The sequence below is a fragment of the Streptococcus sp. genome (assembly GCF_030825805.1).
In the GTDB taxonomy this organism is placed as follows: Bacteria; Bacillota; Bacilli; order Lactobacillales; family Streptococcaceae; genus Streptococcus.
Genome location: NZ_JAPJPF010000002.1, coordinates 64422 through 81672, shown reverse-complemented (window position 1 = coordinate 81672; position 17251 = coordinate 64422). Strand labels below are relative to the sequence as shown.

The following is a 17251-nucleotide window of genomic DNA, read 5'->3' as shown; positions in this document are numbered from 1 at the left end:
CTGAGACTTCTGCTTCTTCCAAGTTTTCCCATTGGATGTCTAGGCTTGGGTCTGCATAGTTGACAAAAGCATATTTTGGCTTGAGCTCCAATGCCCAGTAGTCATTGACCAAATAGCTGTAGGCTACTTTATCAGACAAGACTTGGAAACCATTGGCTACGCCACGAGGAACAAAAATCCCTTTAGAGGCATCGATCACAGTTTGGTAGGTATTCCCGAAGGTCTCACCTTCACGAAGGTCTACCCAAGTTCCAAGAACCTTTCCTTCATCTGCCACAGAGATGTACTTGTCCCAAGGTTCTGCATGCAGACCACGTAAGACATGCTTGCGCGAGAAAGAAACGTTATTTTGCAACTTGCCTTCGGCAAAGAAGCTTTCAGGAAATCCAAGAGGAAGCATTTTTTCCTTTTGGAAGTTCTCCTTGAACCAACCACGGTTGTCCCCATGAACTGGAATATCAAACTCCATCAAACCTGGAATCGTTTCAATCTTGCGGGCTGCTAATTCTTTTCCGAAAAATTGTTCTGTCATTAAGCTTCTCCAATCAAACGGAGCAAGTATTGTCCGTATTCATTTTTCTTAAGAGGTTGCGCCAATTCATGGACTTGTTCTTTGGTGATATAACCCATGCGATAGGCGATTTCTTCAAGGTTGGCAACTTGGACGTTTTGCAAGCGTTGAACAGTTTCGATATATTGAGAAGCCTGCAAGAGACTTTCGTGAGTTCCTGTATCCAACCAAGCAAAACCACGACCCATGAGCTCAACAAAGAGATCTCCACGCTCCAAATAAGCCTTGTTGACATCGGTGATTTCAAGCTCTCCACGAGGACTTGGTTTGATGTTTTTGGCAATTTCTACCACATCATTGTCATAGAAGTAAAGTCCGGTCACCGCAAAGTTGGATTTTGGATGTTCTGGTTTTTCTTCGATAGAGATAGCATTCATATCTGCATCAAACTCTACCACACCAAAACGTTCTGGATCTTTAACTTGGTAACCAAAGACAGTCGCCCCTTTTTCTTTTGCTTCAGCCCGTTGCAACATCTTGGTTAGGCCATTTCCATGGAAGATATTATCTCCAAGAACGAGGGCAACATGATCGTCACCAATGAACTCTTCACCAATGATAAAGGCTTGTGCTAAGCCGTCTGGGCTTGGTTGCTCTGCATAAGAGAGGGAAATACCAAGTTCAGAACCATCTCCAAGAAGCTCTTCAAAACGAGGAAGATCTTGCGGAGTTGAGATGATCAAGATTTCTTTGATCCCTGCTAACATAAGAGTTGACAATGGGTAGTAAATCATTGGCTTGTCGTAAATGGGCATCAACTGTTTGGAAGCGGCACGAGTCAAAGGATACAAACGAGTACCCGAACCACCGGCTAAAATAATACCTTTCATAATGTTAGGCCTTTCTACGTATTCATTACCCCTATTTTATCATGTTTATATAAAAAAGTCACCTTGCATTTGTGTTGCAAGGTGATGACCGGAGATGAGAGTTGTAGAATTGTTAGCATTGGTCTTACTCATAATTCAAATAGATTACTGCTCCTTGACTGAGCCGTCTGAAAACCTTACCTTGTAGTAGAGCCCACTCAACCACTGCGTCTTGCTCGACAATCCAAAGACAATTGAGAGGCTAGGACTTTTGTCCCACTCTCTTCTTCACATATTGTTCAACTGGATAATCTGCTGGATCTAAGCGCACCGTTCCTCCTGCCACTAGTTGGGCTAGATGCCACCCAATGAGGGGACCTGTTGTGAGGCCGGACGAACCTAGTCCACTAGCGACATAGAGGCCTGCTTGATCAGGAACCGCTCCCCAAAATGGTGAAAAGTCACTGGTGTAGGCCCGAGTACCCACGCGCTCGCTGACAACTGTCGCTTGAGCTAGTTCTGGATAGTAGGCCAAGGCTTCTGTTTCCATCTGATTTAGCAGAGCTTGATCCACCGTCAGGTCAAAGCCCATCTCATTCTCATGAGTGGCTCCCATACTGATCTTGCCCTTTTGGAAGGGAATGATATCCAGCTCTCCTTCTGGCATGACCACAGGATAGTCATCAGTATCTAGGTCTAGCTGATAATCCCGCAACTGTCCTTTTTGGGGACGGACATCGACTTGGTAGCCAAGTGGCTCGAGCATTTGTCCCAGCCAGGCTCCTGTTGCTAGGATGACTTGGTCATAGTTTTCTCCTGCAATCTGATAGCCATGATCCGAGACTGAGAGAGCAACCTCTTCCTTAATCACTCTTGCCCCACTGGCTTTAAGGAGAGTTTCCGTGAGAAGCGCTCCTTCAACATGAGCTCCACCTGAGGCATAAAGGAGCTGTTCAAAACCATTTAGACCTGGGAATTGCTGGGCCACCTCTTCTTTGTTTAAAATCGCCAAGTCTCCAATCAAGGGAGATTCTTCCCGACGGCTCAGCGCCAACTGATAGAGTTCGTCTAATTTGTCCTCCTTTTTCTTGAGGAGATAGACACCGGTCTGCTGGTAAAAATCTGTTTTAATTCCGTCCTTGGCCAGGTCTTCTACCAATTCTTGGTAAAAATCAGCTCCCAGACGAGCGAGGCGATACCAGGCCTTGTTCCGCCGTTTGGAAAACCAAGGGCTAATAATGCCTGCCGCTGCCTTAGTTGCTTGGCCGACTCCATGGTCATAGACAGTCACATCCACTTGTGCTTCTTTGGATAAATAATAGGCTGCAGTGGATCCTACGATCCCTGCACCGATAATGGCTACTTTCATCATGACCCCTTAGATATGGTAAAAAGGATTGGTGCTAGCTTGACTGCCAATCACTTCAATCTCCCACGCTTCCTCAGCCTTCCACTGATTGAGCTTTTCTACTAGTTTCGAGACAAAGAGAACTTCGATATGGTGACCTGGATCCAAGGCCAGGAGACCATCGCTCAGCATGTCTTGAGCCGTGTGGTAGTAGATATCTCCTGTGATATAGACCTCTGCCCCCTTAGCAAGAGCATCCTTGTAAAAGGATTGGCCACTTCCGCCACAGATAGCGACGCGCTCAATCACCCGATCCAGGTCCGTCTGGTCATAACCAACCAAGCGCAAAGCATCTAAGCCAAAAGTTTCTTTTACCTTATGAGCCAACTGGCCAAAGGTTTGAGCTAGTACTTGACCGATACGGCCGATTCCTAGACCTTCTCCTGTCATGCTGAGGGGCTCTGTATTTTCAATTTCTAAAAGTTGGCAGAACCAATCGTTCAATCCATCTGGGACAATATCAATATTGGTATGGCTGACGTAGACCGCGATATCGTGCTTAATCAAGTCAATGTAGATCTGATTTTGAGCTCGATCGGCAACCAGATCCTTAATCGGACGAAAAATGGGCGCATGCTTGACGATAATCAAGTCCACTCCATGGTCAATGGCTTCTGCCACCGTCTGCTCCCGGATATCCAAGGCTACCATGACCCTCTTGATGTCTTTTTGCAGTGTCCCGACCTGTAGCCCACGGACATCTCCCTCCATGGAAAGTTCCTGGGGACAGTAGACTTCATAGCGTTTGATAACTTCACTTGCTAGCATTTAGGACCTCCTTGATTTGGGCGATGCGGTCTTCTAACGAAGCTCTGGCGGACTGATTCTCAACTGGGACCTGCTCCAAGGCAAAGGCTAATTTTTCCACTTCCCTGGACCACTTTTGGACAAAGGCTGGTGCTTGTTCCAGCATCAAATACGGACCAAAGCGCAATTCCTTAGCTGTCAACTCTTGAGAACCCTGTTCGACCACAAGGATCTCATAGAACTTCTCGTTTTCCTCTAAGATAGCTTCATCGACAAGGCGGAAATCATGGTCTACTAACCAAGTCCGCAATTCATCCTCCCGATTATTGGGTTGCAAGACCAAGCGAGAGACACCGGCTAATTTCTCAAGTCCAGCTGCTAAGATATCTGCAATCAAGCGCCCGCCCATTCCTGCGATGGTGATGCAGGAAATACTATCTGTTGGTTCAAACGCAGCCAAGCCATTAGCTAGGCGAACTTCAATCTTGTCATCTAAGCCATTATCGGTAACATTTTGGAGGGCAGACTGATAGGGTCCCTCTACCACTTCCCCTGCAATGGCAGCCTCAATCTTACCTTCTTGTAAGAGGGCGATTGGGAGATAAGCATGGTCACTTCCCACATCTAACAGACGCGCTCCTTCTGGTACGAAGCTAGCCACCAAGTCCAAGCGATTTGATAATTTTGTAAATTCCATGTGCTTCTTTCTATACTTTTATTCCATCCTTAAGTATACCATGTTTGCAACATTAAAAAAAGGCGCGACGGCGCCTTTTCCTTATGCATCAATTTCCTTATATTCCACTTCCAAACCTCGTTGCACTGCTGGGCGATTAGCAATTTTTTCTGTCCAAGCTTGCAAATGCTTGTATTCTTTCACGTCTAGGAAAATTCCAGCACGATCCCAGACCTTGTCTTGAGCTAGACGGCCATACCAAGACCAGATGGCAATATCTGCAATGGTATAGTCCTCCCCTGCGATATAAGGTTTGGTCGCCAATTCTTTGTCCAGTAGGTCCAATTGACGTTTAGCTTCCATGGCAAAGCGATTGATGGCATACTCGATTTTTTCAGGAGCGTAGTGGAAAAAATGACCAAAGCCCCCACCTAAAAATGGCGCAGCCCCTGTCTGCCAGAAGAGCCAGTTGAGCACTTCTGTTCGTTTAGCAGGATCTGCTGGAATCAATTGTCCAAATTTCTCTGCTAGATACAAGAGAATATTGGCTGATTCAAAGACCCGAATGGCTTGGTCACCTGATTGATCCAACATGGCTGGAATTTTCGAGTTTGGATTGATGGCTACAAAGTCACTGCCGAATTGAGCCCCATCACCAATCTTGATGCGATAAGCGTCATAGCCCGCATCTACACCCAACTCTTTTAGTTCTTCCAGCATAATAGTCACCTTGATCCCATTTGGGGTTGGAAGAGTATAGAGTTGGAAAGGCTGGTCGCCTTTTGGAAGGCTTTGTTCAAAGCGGGCACCTGCTGTTGGTTGGTTCAAGCTACCCCAGGCTCCACCCATTTGATTTGGCGCTTCCCATACTTCCGGTAATTGATAATCTGACATCTCTTTTCTCCTTTGTCTATGTTACTACTAGCATATCAAATCCTGCCTCTAGTTTCAAAAATCTACTACGCTAGCTTTACTTGACTTTTCTTGGCAAAATGATAGTATAGAAAAAATACATTTTAAGGAGAAAAATATGTCCACAATTGACTTTCATAGTTTGCCAAAGACAGAACTCCACTGCCACTTAGACGGTTCCTTGTCTCTTCCGACTATTCGCCAATTGGCAGCAATGGCCAATATTGACCTTCCTGCTAGCGATGAAGAGCTCAAGCACCATGTCACTGCCCCTGCCCACTGTGAGAATCTTTTGGACTATTTGGAGGCCTTTGACTACATTCGCCCTCTCCTTCAGACCAAGAAAGCCCTGACCCTTGCTGCTTACGATGTCGCTAAGCAAGCGGCTCTGGAAAATGTCCTCTATATCGAGGTTCGTTTTGCCCCAGAATTGTCCATGGACCAAGGACTCACTGTCCCAGAAACTATCCATGCTGTCTGTGAAGGATTGCGCCAAGCCCAGGATGAATTTGGCATTACAGCCAAAGCCCTCGTTTGTGGCATGCGCCAGTCGGATCAAGAACTCACCTCTCGTATCCTTGCTGAAGCCAACCAAGTTAGCGATCAGGATTTTGTTGGTTTTGACTTTGCTGGCGATGAGCACCACTACTCACCACAAGCCATTGATGCCCTCATCCAACAGGTCAACAGTTACAACCGTCCCATGACCCTGCATGCTGGTGAGTGCCACTGTCCAGCCAACGTTGTTCAATCCATGGCCTATGGCATCAAACGAAACGGTCATGTGACCTTACTAGCGGATGAACCAGAGCTTCTAAAAGAGTTTGTGAAAAACGGAGTCACCGGTGAGCTCTGTTTGACTAGTAACCTTCAAACCAAGGCTGCTGCCACTGTGGCGGACTTCCCATACCTCAAGATGAAGAAAGCTCAGGCCCATATCAGTATCAACACCGATAACCGGACCGTCTCTGATACCGACCTGACCAAGGAATATACCCTCTACCACCGCCACTTCAATACGACGCCAGTCGACTTTTACCAGCACAATGTCGATGCCATCCAAGCTTCCTTTGCTAGCGACGAGGAAAAACAAAAACTCCTGACCAAACTAGAAGAAGCCTACGTAGACTATTTATAAACGAAAAAAACTAGCACTTTATGAGTGCTAGTTTTTTAATCTTTCCATAAATCCATGGCCTGTAAGAAATCATCTGAAACCGTAACATTTTCAGGCTGAAGGGCCTCCCGCTCTTGCTGTTTGATTTTTAATTGTGTCAAACTGGTAATGCCCTCCCGTCGCCAATTGCGCAGGATAGCCTGTATGTATTTCCAGTGAGGCTTGCCGTTAAAGACTGCTTCTCTCAAGGCAGCCTTCACAATATCAGGGTCTGTTTGGTCCTGTTTGACTGTCTGCGTCAAGTCTTCAATTTCAAAGGGAGTCAATAAACGGCCTAATTCCTGCTCAAAGGTTTTGACCAAATCAGCCAGCTCATTTTCTGCCTGCTTGTCTTGCCCACGCTGTGCGTTATCTGTCTTACTTTGAAGCAAGTCATCCAAGCGTTCGAGGGCAATGGTCGCATCAAAAAGAACTTCAATCTCGCCATCTAACTCAATGGTCCGATATTGGAGCAAACCTTGGTTAGTCAGGCGAGACATGGACTGGTTGACTTCTGTGACCGACTTGCCAATCGCATCTGCAATTTGATTAGGTGTGAGGCTGGATTGGTTGGTCGTGTTTTGCAAATAAAAGAACTGCCAAACCAGAAAATCCTCTGCGTCTTTAAATAAATGGTGATAATGGAAAAGTAAGGCACTTGGTAAAACCAAATTGCCTGACTTAAATGCTTGTGAATATGTCATACTACCCCTTTATAGGTAACCATAAAATGAAATATCTTTTTCTAACTCCTCCAAACGATAAGGAGTCTCTTGGTAAACTGCATAATTGATCCAATTACTAAAGAAGTTGGCTGCCGCTAAGTTCCACCGCATCCGTGGGTCCCGACTACTGTCATCCTGATCATAATAATTCTTCGGAAGATCTGGATTCAAGCCCGCTTTGACATCCCGCTGGTATTCCTTAGCCAAGGTATCACGGTCATATTCCAAATGGCCAAAACTATAGACCTCTCGAAGGTCTGGACTGGCCAGGATGGATAGTCCTACTTCACCCCCCTGAGCCAGGACTTGCAAGTTACTCTTCTCTAGCACTTCCTTGAGGGGGACATCTGTATAACGTGAGTGAGGGGCCAAAAAAGCATCGTCAAAGCCACGCATCAAGCGATTCTGAGGATTCATGACTGTTTGCTCATAGATCCCAGATAGCTTGTCGCAGAGGGCTACTTTTTCAATCCCATAGCGGTAATAGAGACCAGCTTGAGCACCCCAACAAAGATGCAGGGTTGAAAAAACATGGCGCTTGGACCAAGCAAAGACCTTTGTTAGCTCCTCCCAGTAATCTACTTCCTCAAAGGCTAGTTTCTCTACGGGAGCTCCCGTAATAATCAAGCCGTCATAATAGTTCTCTTTAATATCATCGAAGGATTTGTAGAAGACTTCCATATGTTCTGCCGCTGTCGTCTTAGACTCATGGCTGGTCATATAGAGGAAATCCACATTGATCTGCAAGGGAGTATTGGCCAAGAGGCGTAACAGTTGAGTCTCAGTGGCTACCTTAGTCGGCATGAGATTCAAAATCAGAACATTCATCGGACGAATATCTTGGTGCGTTGCCCGAATATCATCCATGACAAAAATATTTTCTGAGCGAAGAATATCAACTGCTGGTAATTTCTTATCTAAGGTAATTGGCATAAAAAGCTCCCATCTTACAAGTTGTTACCTCTTATTATAAGACAGGAGCATATAGTTTTCAATTATGGTTTTTCTCTATCTAGATATAGCTCGAAACTATATTAGTAATGCATCAAGACCTTGTAATCGTAGTCACCGATAGCTTCGCGGCCTTTGAGATCATCGAGCTCGATCAAGAAGGCACAACCAGCAACCACTCCACCGAGTTTTTCGATCATTTCGATGGTTGCTTTAACGGTACCACCTGTTGCCAAGAGGTCATCGACGATGAGAACGCGTTGACCAGGTTTGATAGCATCGGCGTGCATGGTCAAGGTATCCACACCGTATTCTTTTTCGTAGTCAGCTGAGATGACTTCACGAGGCAATTTGCCAGGTTTACGAACAGGCGCAAAACCAATACCGAGCTCGAAAGCGACCGGACATCCAACGATGAATCCACGCGCTTCAGGGCCGACGATCATATCGATCTTCTTATCCGTCGCGTATTGAACGATTTCACGAATCGCATAACTATAAGCATTGCCATCTGCCATCAAAGGGCTGATATCACGGAAGGTAATTCCTTCTTGTGGATAGTTCTCAATGCTTGCAATGTAATCTTTTAAATTCATGGTTAACTTTCTTTCATAAAAAAATTTTTACATTCCATTATACCATGAATTCTACTAACGTGCATCATTTTTTACTAAATCATTTTCCTACCCTCCTGCAAAGAAAACAAAATCCCACATCCAAAAAAGATGTGGGATTGGATTCGAAAAAATGTCTTACTTCTCTTCTAACAATTCATTGTACTCGATTGTCATATCGCCCAAGTTTTTCAAAGAGTAACGCGAGCTTCCCCTTTTGAACCAGGTACCAAGGATGTATTGTTCAGCGACTTTCTTACTTTGGTCTCGAAGCCAAGCACGGTCTTTGCCATAGGTGGCAAGTTTCTGTAAAAAATCACTTCCTTCAACTGTTTGATTATCCTCGTAAAGATACACTTTTTCTTGAATCAATGCTCTTTTTTTAGAATTGTATTTGAAGGTCATCCAAACGTATGCATTTTCGTTTAGATGGTATTCATACCAGTAAACCCATTCAGAACTATCTCGAAACATCATGACGGATAGCTCTTCTTGACCACCAACGATGTCATCTGAATAGGGATACATTTGAAATCCTTCATCCTCCTTCCAGATGCGATCACTACCGATTGTCTCTGTAAAGGGCCTAAACATCACATAGCGCATCCAGCTGCCATTTTCAGCGTAGTTGATCTCCTCCATGGGATTTCTCAAACTCCAGTAGATCCCCAGCCAATAGAGGGCAAAAAGGAGGAAAGGGCTGAGCCAGAGAAATATTTTCTTTTTGTTCATTAAATCGATTCCGTTAAATAGTCATAAATTTCTTGCACAGATCCTAAAGCCATGAGTTCCTGGTCTTTGACCGTCTGCACCAAGTCCTGATAGATGGAACTAGAGGCAATCTCCTTCTTCTCCGCGTCCTTGTTGACCGTCATGATGCCATTTTCAATCTGGACAAAGCCCAACTCTTGGAAGATTTGGATCATCTTAATCAACAAAACTTGTGGAATCTTGAGGTAGTCAGATAGTTGGCTGAGCTTATGGCGAATATCAAACTCAGGGAACTGATACAGCGTTTTGTAGAGTTTGGCATACTGATCCCGACTACCATAGCCAGTCAAATAATAGGCCTTGTCTAGGTGATTTTTAAAATAGACCGCTTGGAAGCTCTGTTCTTGGAAGAGGGCTTTTAAGTCAGCCAGGTCATCCGGTATGCGATCGATGACAATGGCAGGAGAATCTTCCCCTTCTTCCAACTGACTAAAGAGGGGAATAGCTTGTGGGAGTGGAGCATTCTTTCCTCGGATATTGTAGAGCTGGACTCCTTCTACACGGGCATCCACTACCATCAGTTGCAGGGTGGTCTGTCCATTCCACTGATTGACGGACAAGGATACCACCAACTCCAGGTTTTTCGCTTGAGAGAATTCCAATTCCAAATGACCCTGGCCAAAAGCCACGACATCAAAGCGGGCATCGCCTTTTTGAATCTTCAACTTCAGATGGCTATTGCCAGCCCCCATGGTCCGACTAGACTCCACTTGGAAATCACGAATGTAAAAGACTGGCTTCTTATGGTCCATCCCAAAAGGTGCTAGACGATCAAAACTCTTCAAGGTATCCAAGGTCAGCTCTTCTAGGTCCAATTCCTCATCAACAAAGAGGGTAGATTTGGCCGTCAGGTCAATCCCTTTTTCACGAATATAATCGGAAAAAATCTCGGTCAGATGAGGGAGCTTGTCCACTTCCAAAGTCATACCAGCTGCACCCGCATGACCTCCAAAGGCGATAAAGAGATCACGATGGGGATCTAGGGCTTCAAAAATATGGACACTTTCGGGACTTCGCGCGCTTCCCTTAGCCTTGCCTTGGTCTATGGTGAGGACGATGATGGGCTGATGAAGTTCTTCTAGTAGACGACCGGCCACAATTCCTAAGACACCAGGATTCCAGCCTTCTTTTGCCAAGATTTGAACGGGAAGACTTGGATCGACCATAGCTTTGGCCTCATCATAGATGGCTTGGACGATCTCCTTGCGCTCTTCATTCTTGGCTTGAATCATCAGCGCAATCTCCAACGCCTCTTCGTCGTCAAAGCCTGTCAAGAGCTCAACCGCTGGATTTGGATCATCCAAGCGACCTAGCGCATTGAGACGAGGGGCAATCTGAAAACCAACCGTTTCTTCATTTACATCTTGAGGGGCGATGGAGGCCAGCTTGAGCATTTCCTGAAGGCCGATCCGTTGGGTTTGACGAAGGACAGCTAGGCCGTACTTGACCAGGATGCGGTTTTCGTCTGTCAAACTGACCATATCCGCAATGGTCCCAATGGCTACCAAATCTAGAAAATCTAGAGGCACCTCTTCTAAGAGAGCAGTCGCTAATTTAAAGGCAACTCCACAGCCCGCTAAGTGTTTGAAAGGGTAATCGGCATTTGGATGCTCGGGGTGAATGACAGCATAAGCATCGGGCAAGACTTCGGGCATGGCATGGTGGTCGGTCACAATGACATCTACCCCCATGCTTTGGGCCAAGTCAATGGCTTCGTGTCCAGCTACTCCATTGTCCACCGTGATGATGAGGGAAATCCCCTGCTGTTCGATAAAGTACTTGTAGACACTGTCATTGGGACCATACCCATCTGTAAAACGATTAGGTAGATAGACCGCTACTTCCGCCCCCATCTGCTCCAGGGTTTCCTTCATGATAGAAGCGGCCGTCATACCGTCTGCGTCATAATCTCCATAAACTAGGATCTGTTCATAATCTTCAATAGCTTGGCGGATCCGATCCACAGCCTTGTCCATATCGTGTAGCAGGTAGGGATCATGCAGATCTTCTAGCCGCGGTTCTAGAAAACGATCCAGCGCGTCTTCCGTCTGGATCCCTCGTTCTCCCAGTAACTTGGCTGCGGATACTTCCAATCCTCTTTTCTTTGCTTGCGCCAAAAAAGTATCATCTGAAAAGGGCGCAGCAAACTGCCATTCATATTTTGACGTGATCATCTGTTTATCTTTTCTCCCTGTCATCTAGTCTACTTATTATATCATGAATCTTTTTTTCAAATGTGATAAAAGATTTTACAGAAGAAAATGAAGAAAGGATTCCCTATCTGGAAACCCTCTCCGTCAATTACTATAAATCATCCCTGTACAGGCTTGCTCTGACAATTCGACAAAGCCAAGGGATTGGTAAAAGGAAAGATTTTTCTCGCTCCGTTCAGTGACAAGAAGCCGTTGATAGACATTAGGAAAGGTCGCTAAAGCCTCTTCTAGGAGTTTCTTTCCGATGCCTTGGCGCTGGTAATCTGGTCGCACCAAGAGATCTTGCACTAACAGAACTGAGTGCCTATCTCCTACTAAGCGAATGTAGGCTACTAACTCTTCCTTATCATAAACCGCCAACTGCCATAGACTGGCTTTGACAGCTTCTTCTAGCATGGTTGGGTTATTGGTATAATTGGTCCAGCCGACCGAGCTGTAGAGTGCGAGTAGGTCTGTCATCGCTGGAATTTCTTTTTTATAATGTAACATCTTAACTCCTTTTTAAGCTATAGTGCTTGAAGAAGGCGATATCTCTGTAAGGGGACTCTTGGCAAACGGCCAGCTCCATTTTGAGCATAGACTGTCTCCAGCCTTCTTCGCTCTTGAAGCGATTGTCCTGCAAGGCGTAAAAGACACGAATTCCTTGGTAGTCCTGAACTTCGAGGGCTAGGTCTTCTACTGCTCTATCTAGATCATAGGCCTGGGCCAAGCCCATGGAGTGGGTTTCCAGATCCTGACCTGCTAGGAGATCGAGCGCTTTCTGAGTATCATTTTCAAAGACGACGGTCTGCAGGACGCGTCCAACCTCATTGTGCTTGACGATGGATAGGAGACCATCTGGTTTCAAGAGACGGGTAAATTCTTCAAGAACTAGCTTGCGATCCTCTACATACTCCAAGACATTATGGCAAAGGATGACATCAAAGCTGGCATCTTCAAGGCTTGCTAACTGGTCCAGACTTCCTACCAGTTGCTGGTAGGAATGTTCTTGGGCCCGCAAGGCTACCATTTCTTCATTAGGCTCCACAGCAAGGACTTGATTTTCTTTTGCTAGGTGGTTGGCCACCAGGCCAAAGCCACTGCCAAAATCAAGCACTCGCTTTCCCTTGATGTCCTGTAATTGGTCAAAAAGGATATCATAATAGATCTGTCCCCAGGGTTGCTGGAGATTTTCTAAATAAGCTTGAATATTTGCGGCCATCTGGCTCCTCCTATTTGTAATTGAACATCTTGCTGGCGAGCTTGTCCGAGATGCGTGGGAATAGGGTATAGAGCTTGTGGGTCAGGTTCAAGAGCCAAGGAAGATTGAGCTCGCGTTTTGCTTTTCCAAAGTTTTTAACGATCTTCTTGGCTACAAAATCTGGTTCCAAAATGTAGCGGTCCACAGCCTTGACATAGCTTCCGTCAGGATCTGGCTGATCAAAGAAACTAGTCCGAATGGGGCCTGGATTGACCGTCGTCACATGGACACCAAAAGGCATGAGTTCCAAACGCAAGGCATTAGAAAAACCAATGGCGGCAAACTTAGTGGCCGAATAAAGGCTGGATTTGGCAGTTGCAACGAGACCCGCCATGCTGACGATATTGACGATGTGCCCCTTGCCTGCTTCCTTCATTCTCTTAGCGACGATGCGCGAGAGGTTCATCAGGGCAAAGGTATTGACTTCAAACATGGAATGAATCTGCTCATTGGTGATCTGGTCAAACTCTTCAAAGATCCCATACCCAGCATTGTTGACCAAGACATCAATTCCGCCATAGCGGTGAGTCAGGTCCTCTACAAGTTGTTCAAGGGCATGTGAATTAGTAATATCAAGTCCGATGCATACGGCCTGAGGATGGCTAGCATAGAGGTCTTCCAGTTTTTCTTGATTTCTCCCTAGGAGAATGAGGCGGTCCTCAGGGAGATGCTTGACCATTTCCTGAGCTAAGCCTCCACTCGCTCCTGTAATGATAATGGTTCGCATCTTAGATCTCCACTTCTTCTAAGTCCTTGACCACATGGACCTTCTCAAAAATAGTCGCTGCATCTTTTCGCAATTGGCTGACGTCCTTGGAGAGGAAGCGGGCACTGATATGGTTGAGAAGAAGGCGTTTGGCCCCTGCTTCACGCGCCACTTCTGCCGCCTGCATATTGGTCGAGTGTCCGTGCTTACGAGCCATCTTCTCATCGCCCTTGCCATAAGTGGACTCATGTACGAGGACATCGGCATTGACGGCAAGTCTGACGCTGGCATTGGTCTTACGTGTATCTCCCAGGATAGTGATGACCTTACCAGGTCGAGGGGCTGAGATATAGTCCGCCGCAATGATCTTGGTGCCATCTTCCAGAGTGACATCTTGGCCATTTTTGACCTGGCCAAAGAGCGGTCCAAATGGCACTCCTGCTGCCTTGAGCTTGTCTGCATCGAGCGTTCCTTCGAGGTCTTTTTGCATGATGCGATAGCCCACACAGAAAATGGTATGGTCTAAGGCCTCAGCATAGACCGTAAACTTATCTGTCTCCATGATTTTCCCAAGTGAACCTTCATCAAACTCATGAAAATGGATCTGATAGGGTAGGCGGGAACCGGAAACTCGCAGGCTGGTCAAGACAAAAGACTTGATTCCGACTGGGCCATAAATCTCTAGATCCGTCTGCTCTTCATTGGCTTGAAAAGCCCGGCTAGAGAGGAAACCTGGCAAGCCAAAGATATGGTCCCCGTGTAAATGGGTGATAAAAATTTTGCTGACCTTTCGAGGACGGATGCTGGTTTCTAAGATTCGGTTCTGCGTCCCTTCCCCACAGTCAAAGAGCCAGACTTCATTGATTTCATCCAGGAGTTTGAGAGCTAGACTAGAGACATTACGAGATTTGGACGGTTGTCCCGCACCCGTTCCTAAAAATTGAATTTCCATTGTATACTTTCTAACTAATATAGATCATAGCGGTCCGATTCTTAGATCGAACAGCGATTTTTCCAGGGTAGGCAGTGGCTAATTGAACCAATTCGTCCTGGTTGTAACCAGATAGACGGATGCTACCATCTGCCAGCTCTTCAAGATTAGACAAAGCTGATAACTCCTTGGTCTCGACTACCTCTTCATCCCTAACCAGACGCATCAAGATCAAGCCTTCCTCTTCATAGACGAGGTAGTGAGGAAAGATTTGCGCAATCTCAAACAAGAGATCCATGCTGACGGCTTCTGCTTGCTGGGCAAAGACTTGAGCCAGCCCCTTTTCTCGGTAGCAAAATCCATAGGCCTTGCCAGACAGATTGAGACGGACAAAGGGTTTGTCCTCCTCAAAGCTAGGACTGGTCTGATAGAGATCAAAGGCCTCAGTGACTTGTTCAAAGTAGTCTGTTGCTGCTTCGGGGCTCTTCTTTTGGTAAAGCTCAGCGAAGTAGGCATTGATCACACTGGGCGGTGGCGTGATAAACTGGAGCTTTTGCTCTTCTGTCAATCCCTCTAAGATCCGCTCCAAATAGACCTTGTCGAGACTGGTATAGCCTCCATAGCTGAGGGCGATATTAAGATAATCCATGATGGTAAAACTCCTCTAGTCTCCATGCATTTTTAGGGGCGATGTAGCCTGTTATGACCTCACCAGTTTCCTCATAGGAACGCTCAGCCAAGATGGCAATGGTCTCCAATTCATGGATGCGGTAGGCTTGATCAAAAGGAACCTGAATCGTAAAGGGATGGAAGAGCTCCTGCATCTTTTCAAGTAGAATGTCCTGCAGTTTAGTCCGACTATCGGGATCCTTGGCCGAAACCAGACGATAAGGTGTCTGGGTCGGAGTAAAGTCCGCGACTTTATCAGCTTTATTGTAGAGAGTCAAGCGTGGAATCTCCAACATCTCCAAATCCTTCATAATCTGAAGAACTGTTTTTTCATGCTCTTCATGGTTGGGATCAGAGGCATCGATGACATGGACCAAGAGATCCACATTCTTGCTTTCTTCCAGGGTTGACTTAAAACTGGTCACCAACTCTGTCGGTAAGTCCTGAATAAAGCCGACTGTATCTGTCAGAGTTACTTGTAGATTGCCTGTTAGATGAATGCTCTTGGTGGTGGCATCCAAGGTCGCAAAGAGTTCATCTGCCTCGTATTGGGTCTTACTGGTCAAGGCATTCATAATGGTTGATTTGCCAGCGTTGGTATAGCCGATCAAGCCAATCTTAAAGATGGGGGATTCTAGGCGTTTTTCCCGTACCACTTCACGGTTCTTCTCGACCACCTTGAGTTGACGCTCGATATCGGTGATTTGATTGCGGACACTCCGGCGGTTCAACTCCAGCTGACTTTCCCCTGGGCCACGGGAACCAATCCCTCCAGCCTGACGGCTGAGCATGATCCCTTGACCCACGAGACGGGGCAAGAGGTACTTGAGCTGGGCCAGATGAACCTGGAGCTTTCCTTCGTGGCTTCGTGCCCGCATGGCAAAGATATCTAAGATCAGTTGCATCCGGTCAATGACCTTTACACCTAAGATTTCTTCTAAATTCACATTCTGGCGAGGGGTCAAACGGTTGTTAACGACAACTGTCGAAACCTCATCCGCATCGACCATTTGGGCAATTTCTTCTAGCTTTCCAGAGCCGACAAAAGTCTTGCTATCGTACTTTTCTCTCTTTTGGGTGTAGACCCCTACGACTTCTGCTCCGGCTGTCTTGGCTAGACTGGCCAACTCCTCCATGGACATGTCAAAGTTCTCCATGCCTTGGAGCTCCACACCGACAATGAGGACCCGCTCCTGTTTTTTCTCAGTTTCTATCATTTAAAAATCTTTCTATATCTTGAAGAACCCGCTCCTTGAAGCCTTCTTCTCCAATCTGGTAAAAATGAACTGTCATCCGATTGCGGAACCAGGTCAACTGGCGCTTGGCAAAACGGCGCGTATTTTGCTTGAGCTGTCCAAGAGCCTCTTCTAAACTTTGCTCCCCCTTGAAATAAGGAAAGAGCTCCTTGTAGCCAATCCCTTTCGCAGCCTGAACCTCAGGATGGTTGTCATAGAGCCACTGGGCTTCTTCTAACAAGCCCTGCTCAACCATGAGATCCACCCGTCGATTGATGCGGTCATACAAGGCTTGGCGATCATCGTCTAGACAGATGATATAGGGTTCATAGGCTGGAGCTTGATTTTCCAAGTCCTGACCGAAATGGGAGATTTCCAAGGCCCGCATTGCTCGTCTACGATTGATTTGCGGAATTTCAATTCCCTCTTTTGCTACTCGATCAAACAGTTCTTCATCAGTGAGGGGGGACAAGGACTCCCGATAGGTTAGAATGTCCTCGTGGGCAACATCCCCTCCTAGGTGATAACCTTCTAAGAGACTTTGAACATAGAGGCCTGTCCCTCCAGCAATAATAGGAAGGTGCCCCCGTCCTTGAATCTCCTCGATGGCTTGGCTGGCTTCTGTCACAAAATCGTAGGCTGAGTAAGTCTCTGTCACCTCGCGGACATCGATCAGATGATGGGGAGCTGCTGCCTGCTCTTCTGGACTAGCCTTGGCCGTTCCAATATCTAGAGTGCGGTAGACCTGCTGGCTATCTCCGCTGATGACCTCCCCCTGAAAGCGCTGGGCCACCTCGATAGCGAGGGCTGTTTTCCCAACAGCGGTCGGTCCCACTATCACAATTATCTTGTTTTTCATCGTTTTTCCTTGCAAAAATCGCATTTTTTCGTTACCATATATTATAACATAAAAATTT

Annotated in this window: 19 protein-coding genes; 1 reads left to right on the top strand and 18 read right to left on the bottom strand. The window is 46.3% G+C overall.

Annotated elements, in window-relative coordinates; genetic code table 11:
* From RCH62_RS00905 to yghU, 6 genes are all read right to left on the bottom strand, one after another.
* Positions 1–532, bottom strand: a 532-nt coding sequence (locus RCH62_RS00905) for a dTDP-4-dehydrorhamnose 3,5-epimerase family protein (RefSeq protein WP_306474408.1), incomplete at its 3' end; no start/stop codon positions are given.
* Complete coding sequence (rfbA, locus tag RCH62_RS00900) at positions 532–1401, bottom strand: glucose-1-phosphate thymidylyltransferase RfbA (RefSeq protein WP_306474407.1); 870 nt, start codon at positions 1399–1401, stop codon at positions 532–534. The genes RCH62_RS00905 and rfbA, both read right to left, overlap by 1 nt.
* Before the next feature lie 241 nt (positions 1402–1642).
* The gene (locus tag RCH62_RS00895) at positions 1643–2752 is read right to left on the bottom strand and encodes an FAD-binding oxidoreductase (RefSeq protein WP_306474406.1); all 1110 of its coding nucleotides are present in this window, start codon (positions 2750–2752) and stop codon (positions 1643–1645) included.
* Between the two features lie 6 nt (positions 2753–2758).
* Positions 2759–3556 carry a Nif3-like dinuclear metal center hexameric protein gene (locus tag RCH62_RS00890; RefSeq protein WP_306474405.1) on the bottom strand — a complete coding sequence of 266 codons (798 nt, stop codon included), beginning with the start codon at positions 3554–3556 and terminating at the stop codon, positions 2759–2761.
* Positions 3543–4232: a tRNA (adenine(22)-N(1))-methyltransferase TrmK gene (locus tag RCH62_RS00885; RefSeq protein ID WP_306474404.1), complete on the bottom strand. Its 690-nt coding sequence runs from the start codon at positions 4230–4232 to the stop codon at positions 3543–3545. The genes RCH62_RS00890 and RCH62_RS00885 overlap by 14 nt, the downstream gene beginning before the upstream one ends.
* 81 nt (positions 4233–4313) lie before the next feature.
* Positions 4314–5105, bottom strand: a complete 792-nt coding sequence (gene yghU, locus RCH62_RS00880; protein ID WP_306474403.1) for a glutathione-dependent disulfide-bond oxidoreductase — start codon at positions 5103–5105, stop codon at positions 4314–4316.
* Between the two features lie 136 nt (positions 5106–5241).
* On the opposite strand from yghU, the gene add reads away from it, so the two are divergent.
* Complete coding sequence (gene add, locus RCH62_RS00875) at positions 5242–6261, top strand: adenosine deaminase (RefSeq protein ID WP_306474402.1); 1020 nt, start codon at positions 5242–5244, stop codon at positions 6259–6261.
* 35 nt (positions 6262–6296) lie between these two features.
* Here the strand turns inward: add and RCH62_RS00870 are convergent, their stop codons facing one another.
* From RCH62_RS00870 to miaA, 12 genes are all read right to left on the bottom strand, one after another.
* Positions 6297–6983 (bottom strand): DnaD domain-containing protein, encoded by a 687-nt coding sequence (locus RCH62_RS00870; protein ID WP_129268968.1) that lies wholly within the window; start codon positions 6981–6983, stop codon positions 6297–6299.
* A 9-nt stretch (positions 6984–6992) separates the two neighbouring features.
* On the bottom strand, positions 6993–7937 hold the full coding sequence (gene metA, locus RCH62_RS00865) for a homoserine O-succinyltransferase (protein ID WP_129268966.1): 945 nt from the start codon (positions 7935–7937) through the stop codon (positions 6993–6995).
* A gap of 101 nt (positions 7938–8038) precedes the next feature.
* Positions 8039–8551 carry an adenine phosphoribosyltransferase gene (locus tag RCH62_RS00860; RefSeq protein WP_003002788.1) on the bottom strand — a complete coding sequence of 171 codons (513 nt, stop codon included), beginning with the start codon at positions 8549–8551 and terminating at the stop codon, positions 8039–8041.
* Positions 8552–8707: 156 nt separating this feature from the next.
* The gene (locus RCH62_RS00855; RefSeq protein WP_306474401.1) at positions 8708–9301 is read right to left on the bottom strand and encodes a TipC family immunity protein; all 594 of its coding nucleotides are present in this window, start codon (positions 9299–9301) and stop codon (positions 8708–8710) included.
* Positions 9301–11514: a single-stranded-DNA-specific exonuclease RecJ gene (recJ, locus tag RCH62_RS00850; RefSeq protein WP_306474411.1), complete on the bottom strand. Its 2214-nt coding sequence runs from the start codon at positions 11512–11514 to the stop codon at positions 9301–9303. The genes RCH62_RS00855 and recJ overlap by 1 nt, the downstream gene beginning before the upstream one ends.
* A 123-nt stretch (positions 11515–11637) precedes the next feature.
* Positions 11638–12042: a GNAT family N-acetyltransferase gene (locus tag RCH62_RS00845; RefSeq protein ID WP_306474400.1), complete on the bottom strand. Its 405-nt coding sequence runs from the start codon at positions 12040–12042 to the stop codon at positions 11638–11640.
* Between the two features lies 1 nt (position 12043).
* The gene (locus tag RCH62_RS00840) at positions 12044–12754 is read right to left on the bottom strand and encodes a class I SAM-dependent methyltransferase (protein WP_306474399.1); all 711 of its coding nucleotides are present in this window, start codon (positions 12752–12754) and stop codon (positions 12044–12046) included.
* Between the two features lie 10 nt (positions 12755–12764).
* Positions 12765–13520 carry an SDR family oxidoreductase gene (locus RCH62_RS00835; RefSeq protein WP_306474398.1) on the bottom strand — a complete coding sequence of 252 codons (756 nt, stop codon included), beginning with the start codon at positions 13518–13520 and terminating at the stop codon, positions 12765–12767.
* Position 13521: 1 nt separating this feature from the next.
* Entirely contained in the window at positions 13522–14451 is a 930-nt protein-coding gene (gene rnz / locus RCH62_RS00830) for a ribonuclease Z (RefSeq protein WP_306474397.1), read from the bottom strand.
* Between the two features lie 10 nt (positions 14452–14461).
* Positions 14462–15082 carry a cystathionine beta-lyase gene (locus tag RCH62_RS00825; RefSeq protein ID WP_373689703.1) on the bottom strand — a complete coding sequence of 207 codons (621 nt, stop codon included), beginning with the start codon at positions 15080–15082 and terminating at the stop codon, positions 14462–14464.
* Complete coding sequence (gene hflX, locus RCH62_RS00820; protein ID WP_048691349.1) at positions 15066–16316, bottom strand: GTPase HflX; 1251 nt, start codon at positions 16314–16316, stop codon at positions 15066–15068. Before hflX ends, RCH62_RS00825 begins: the two co-directional genes overlap by 17 nt.
* The gene (gene miaA, locus RCH62_RS00815) at positions 16303–17193 is read right to left on the bottom strand and encodes a tRNA (adenosine(37)-N6)-dimethylallyltransferase MiaA (protein WP_306474395.1); all 891 of its coding nucleotides are present in this window, start codon (positions 17191–17193) and stop codon (positions 16303–16305) included. Before miaA ends, hflX begins: the two co-directional genes overlap by 14 nt.
* Positions 17194–17251 lie beyond the last annotated feature (58 nt).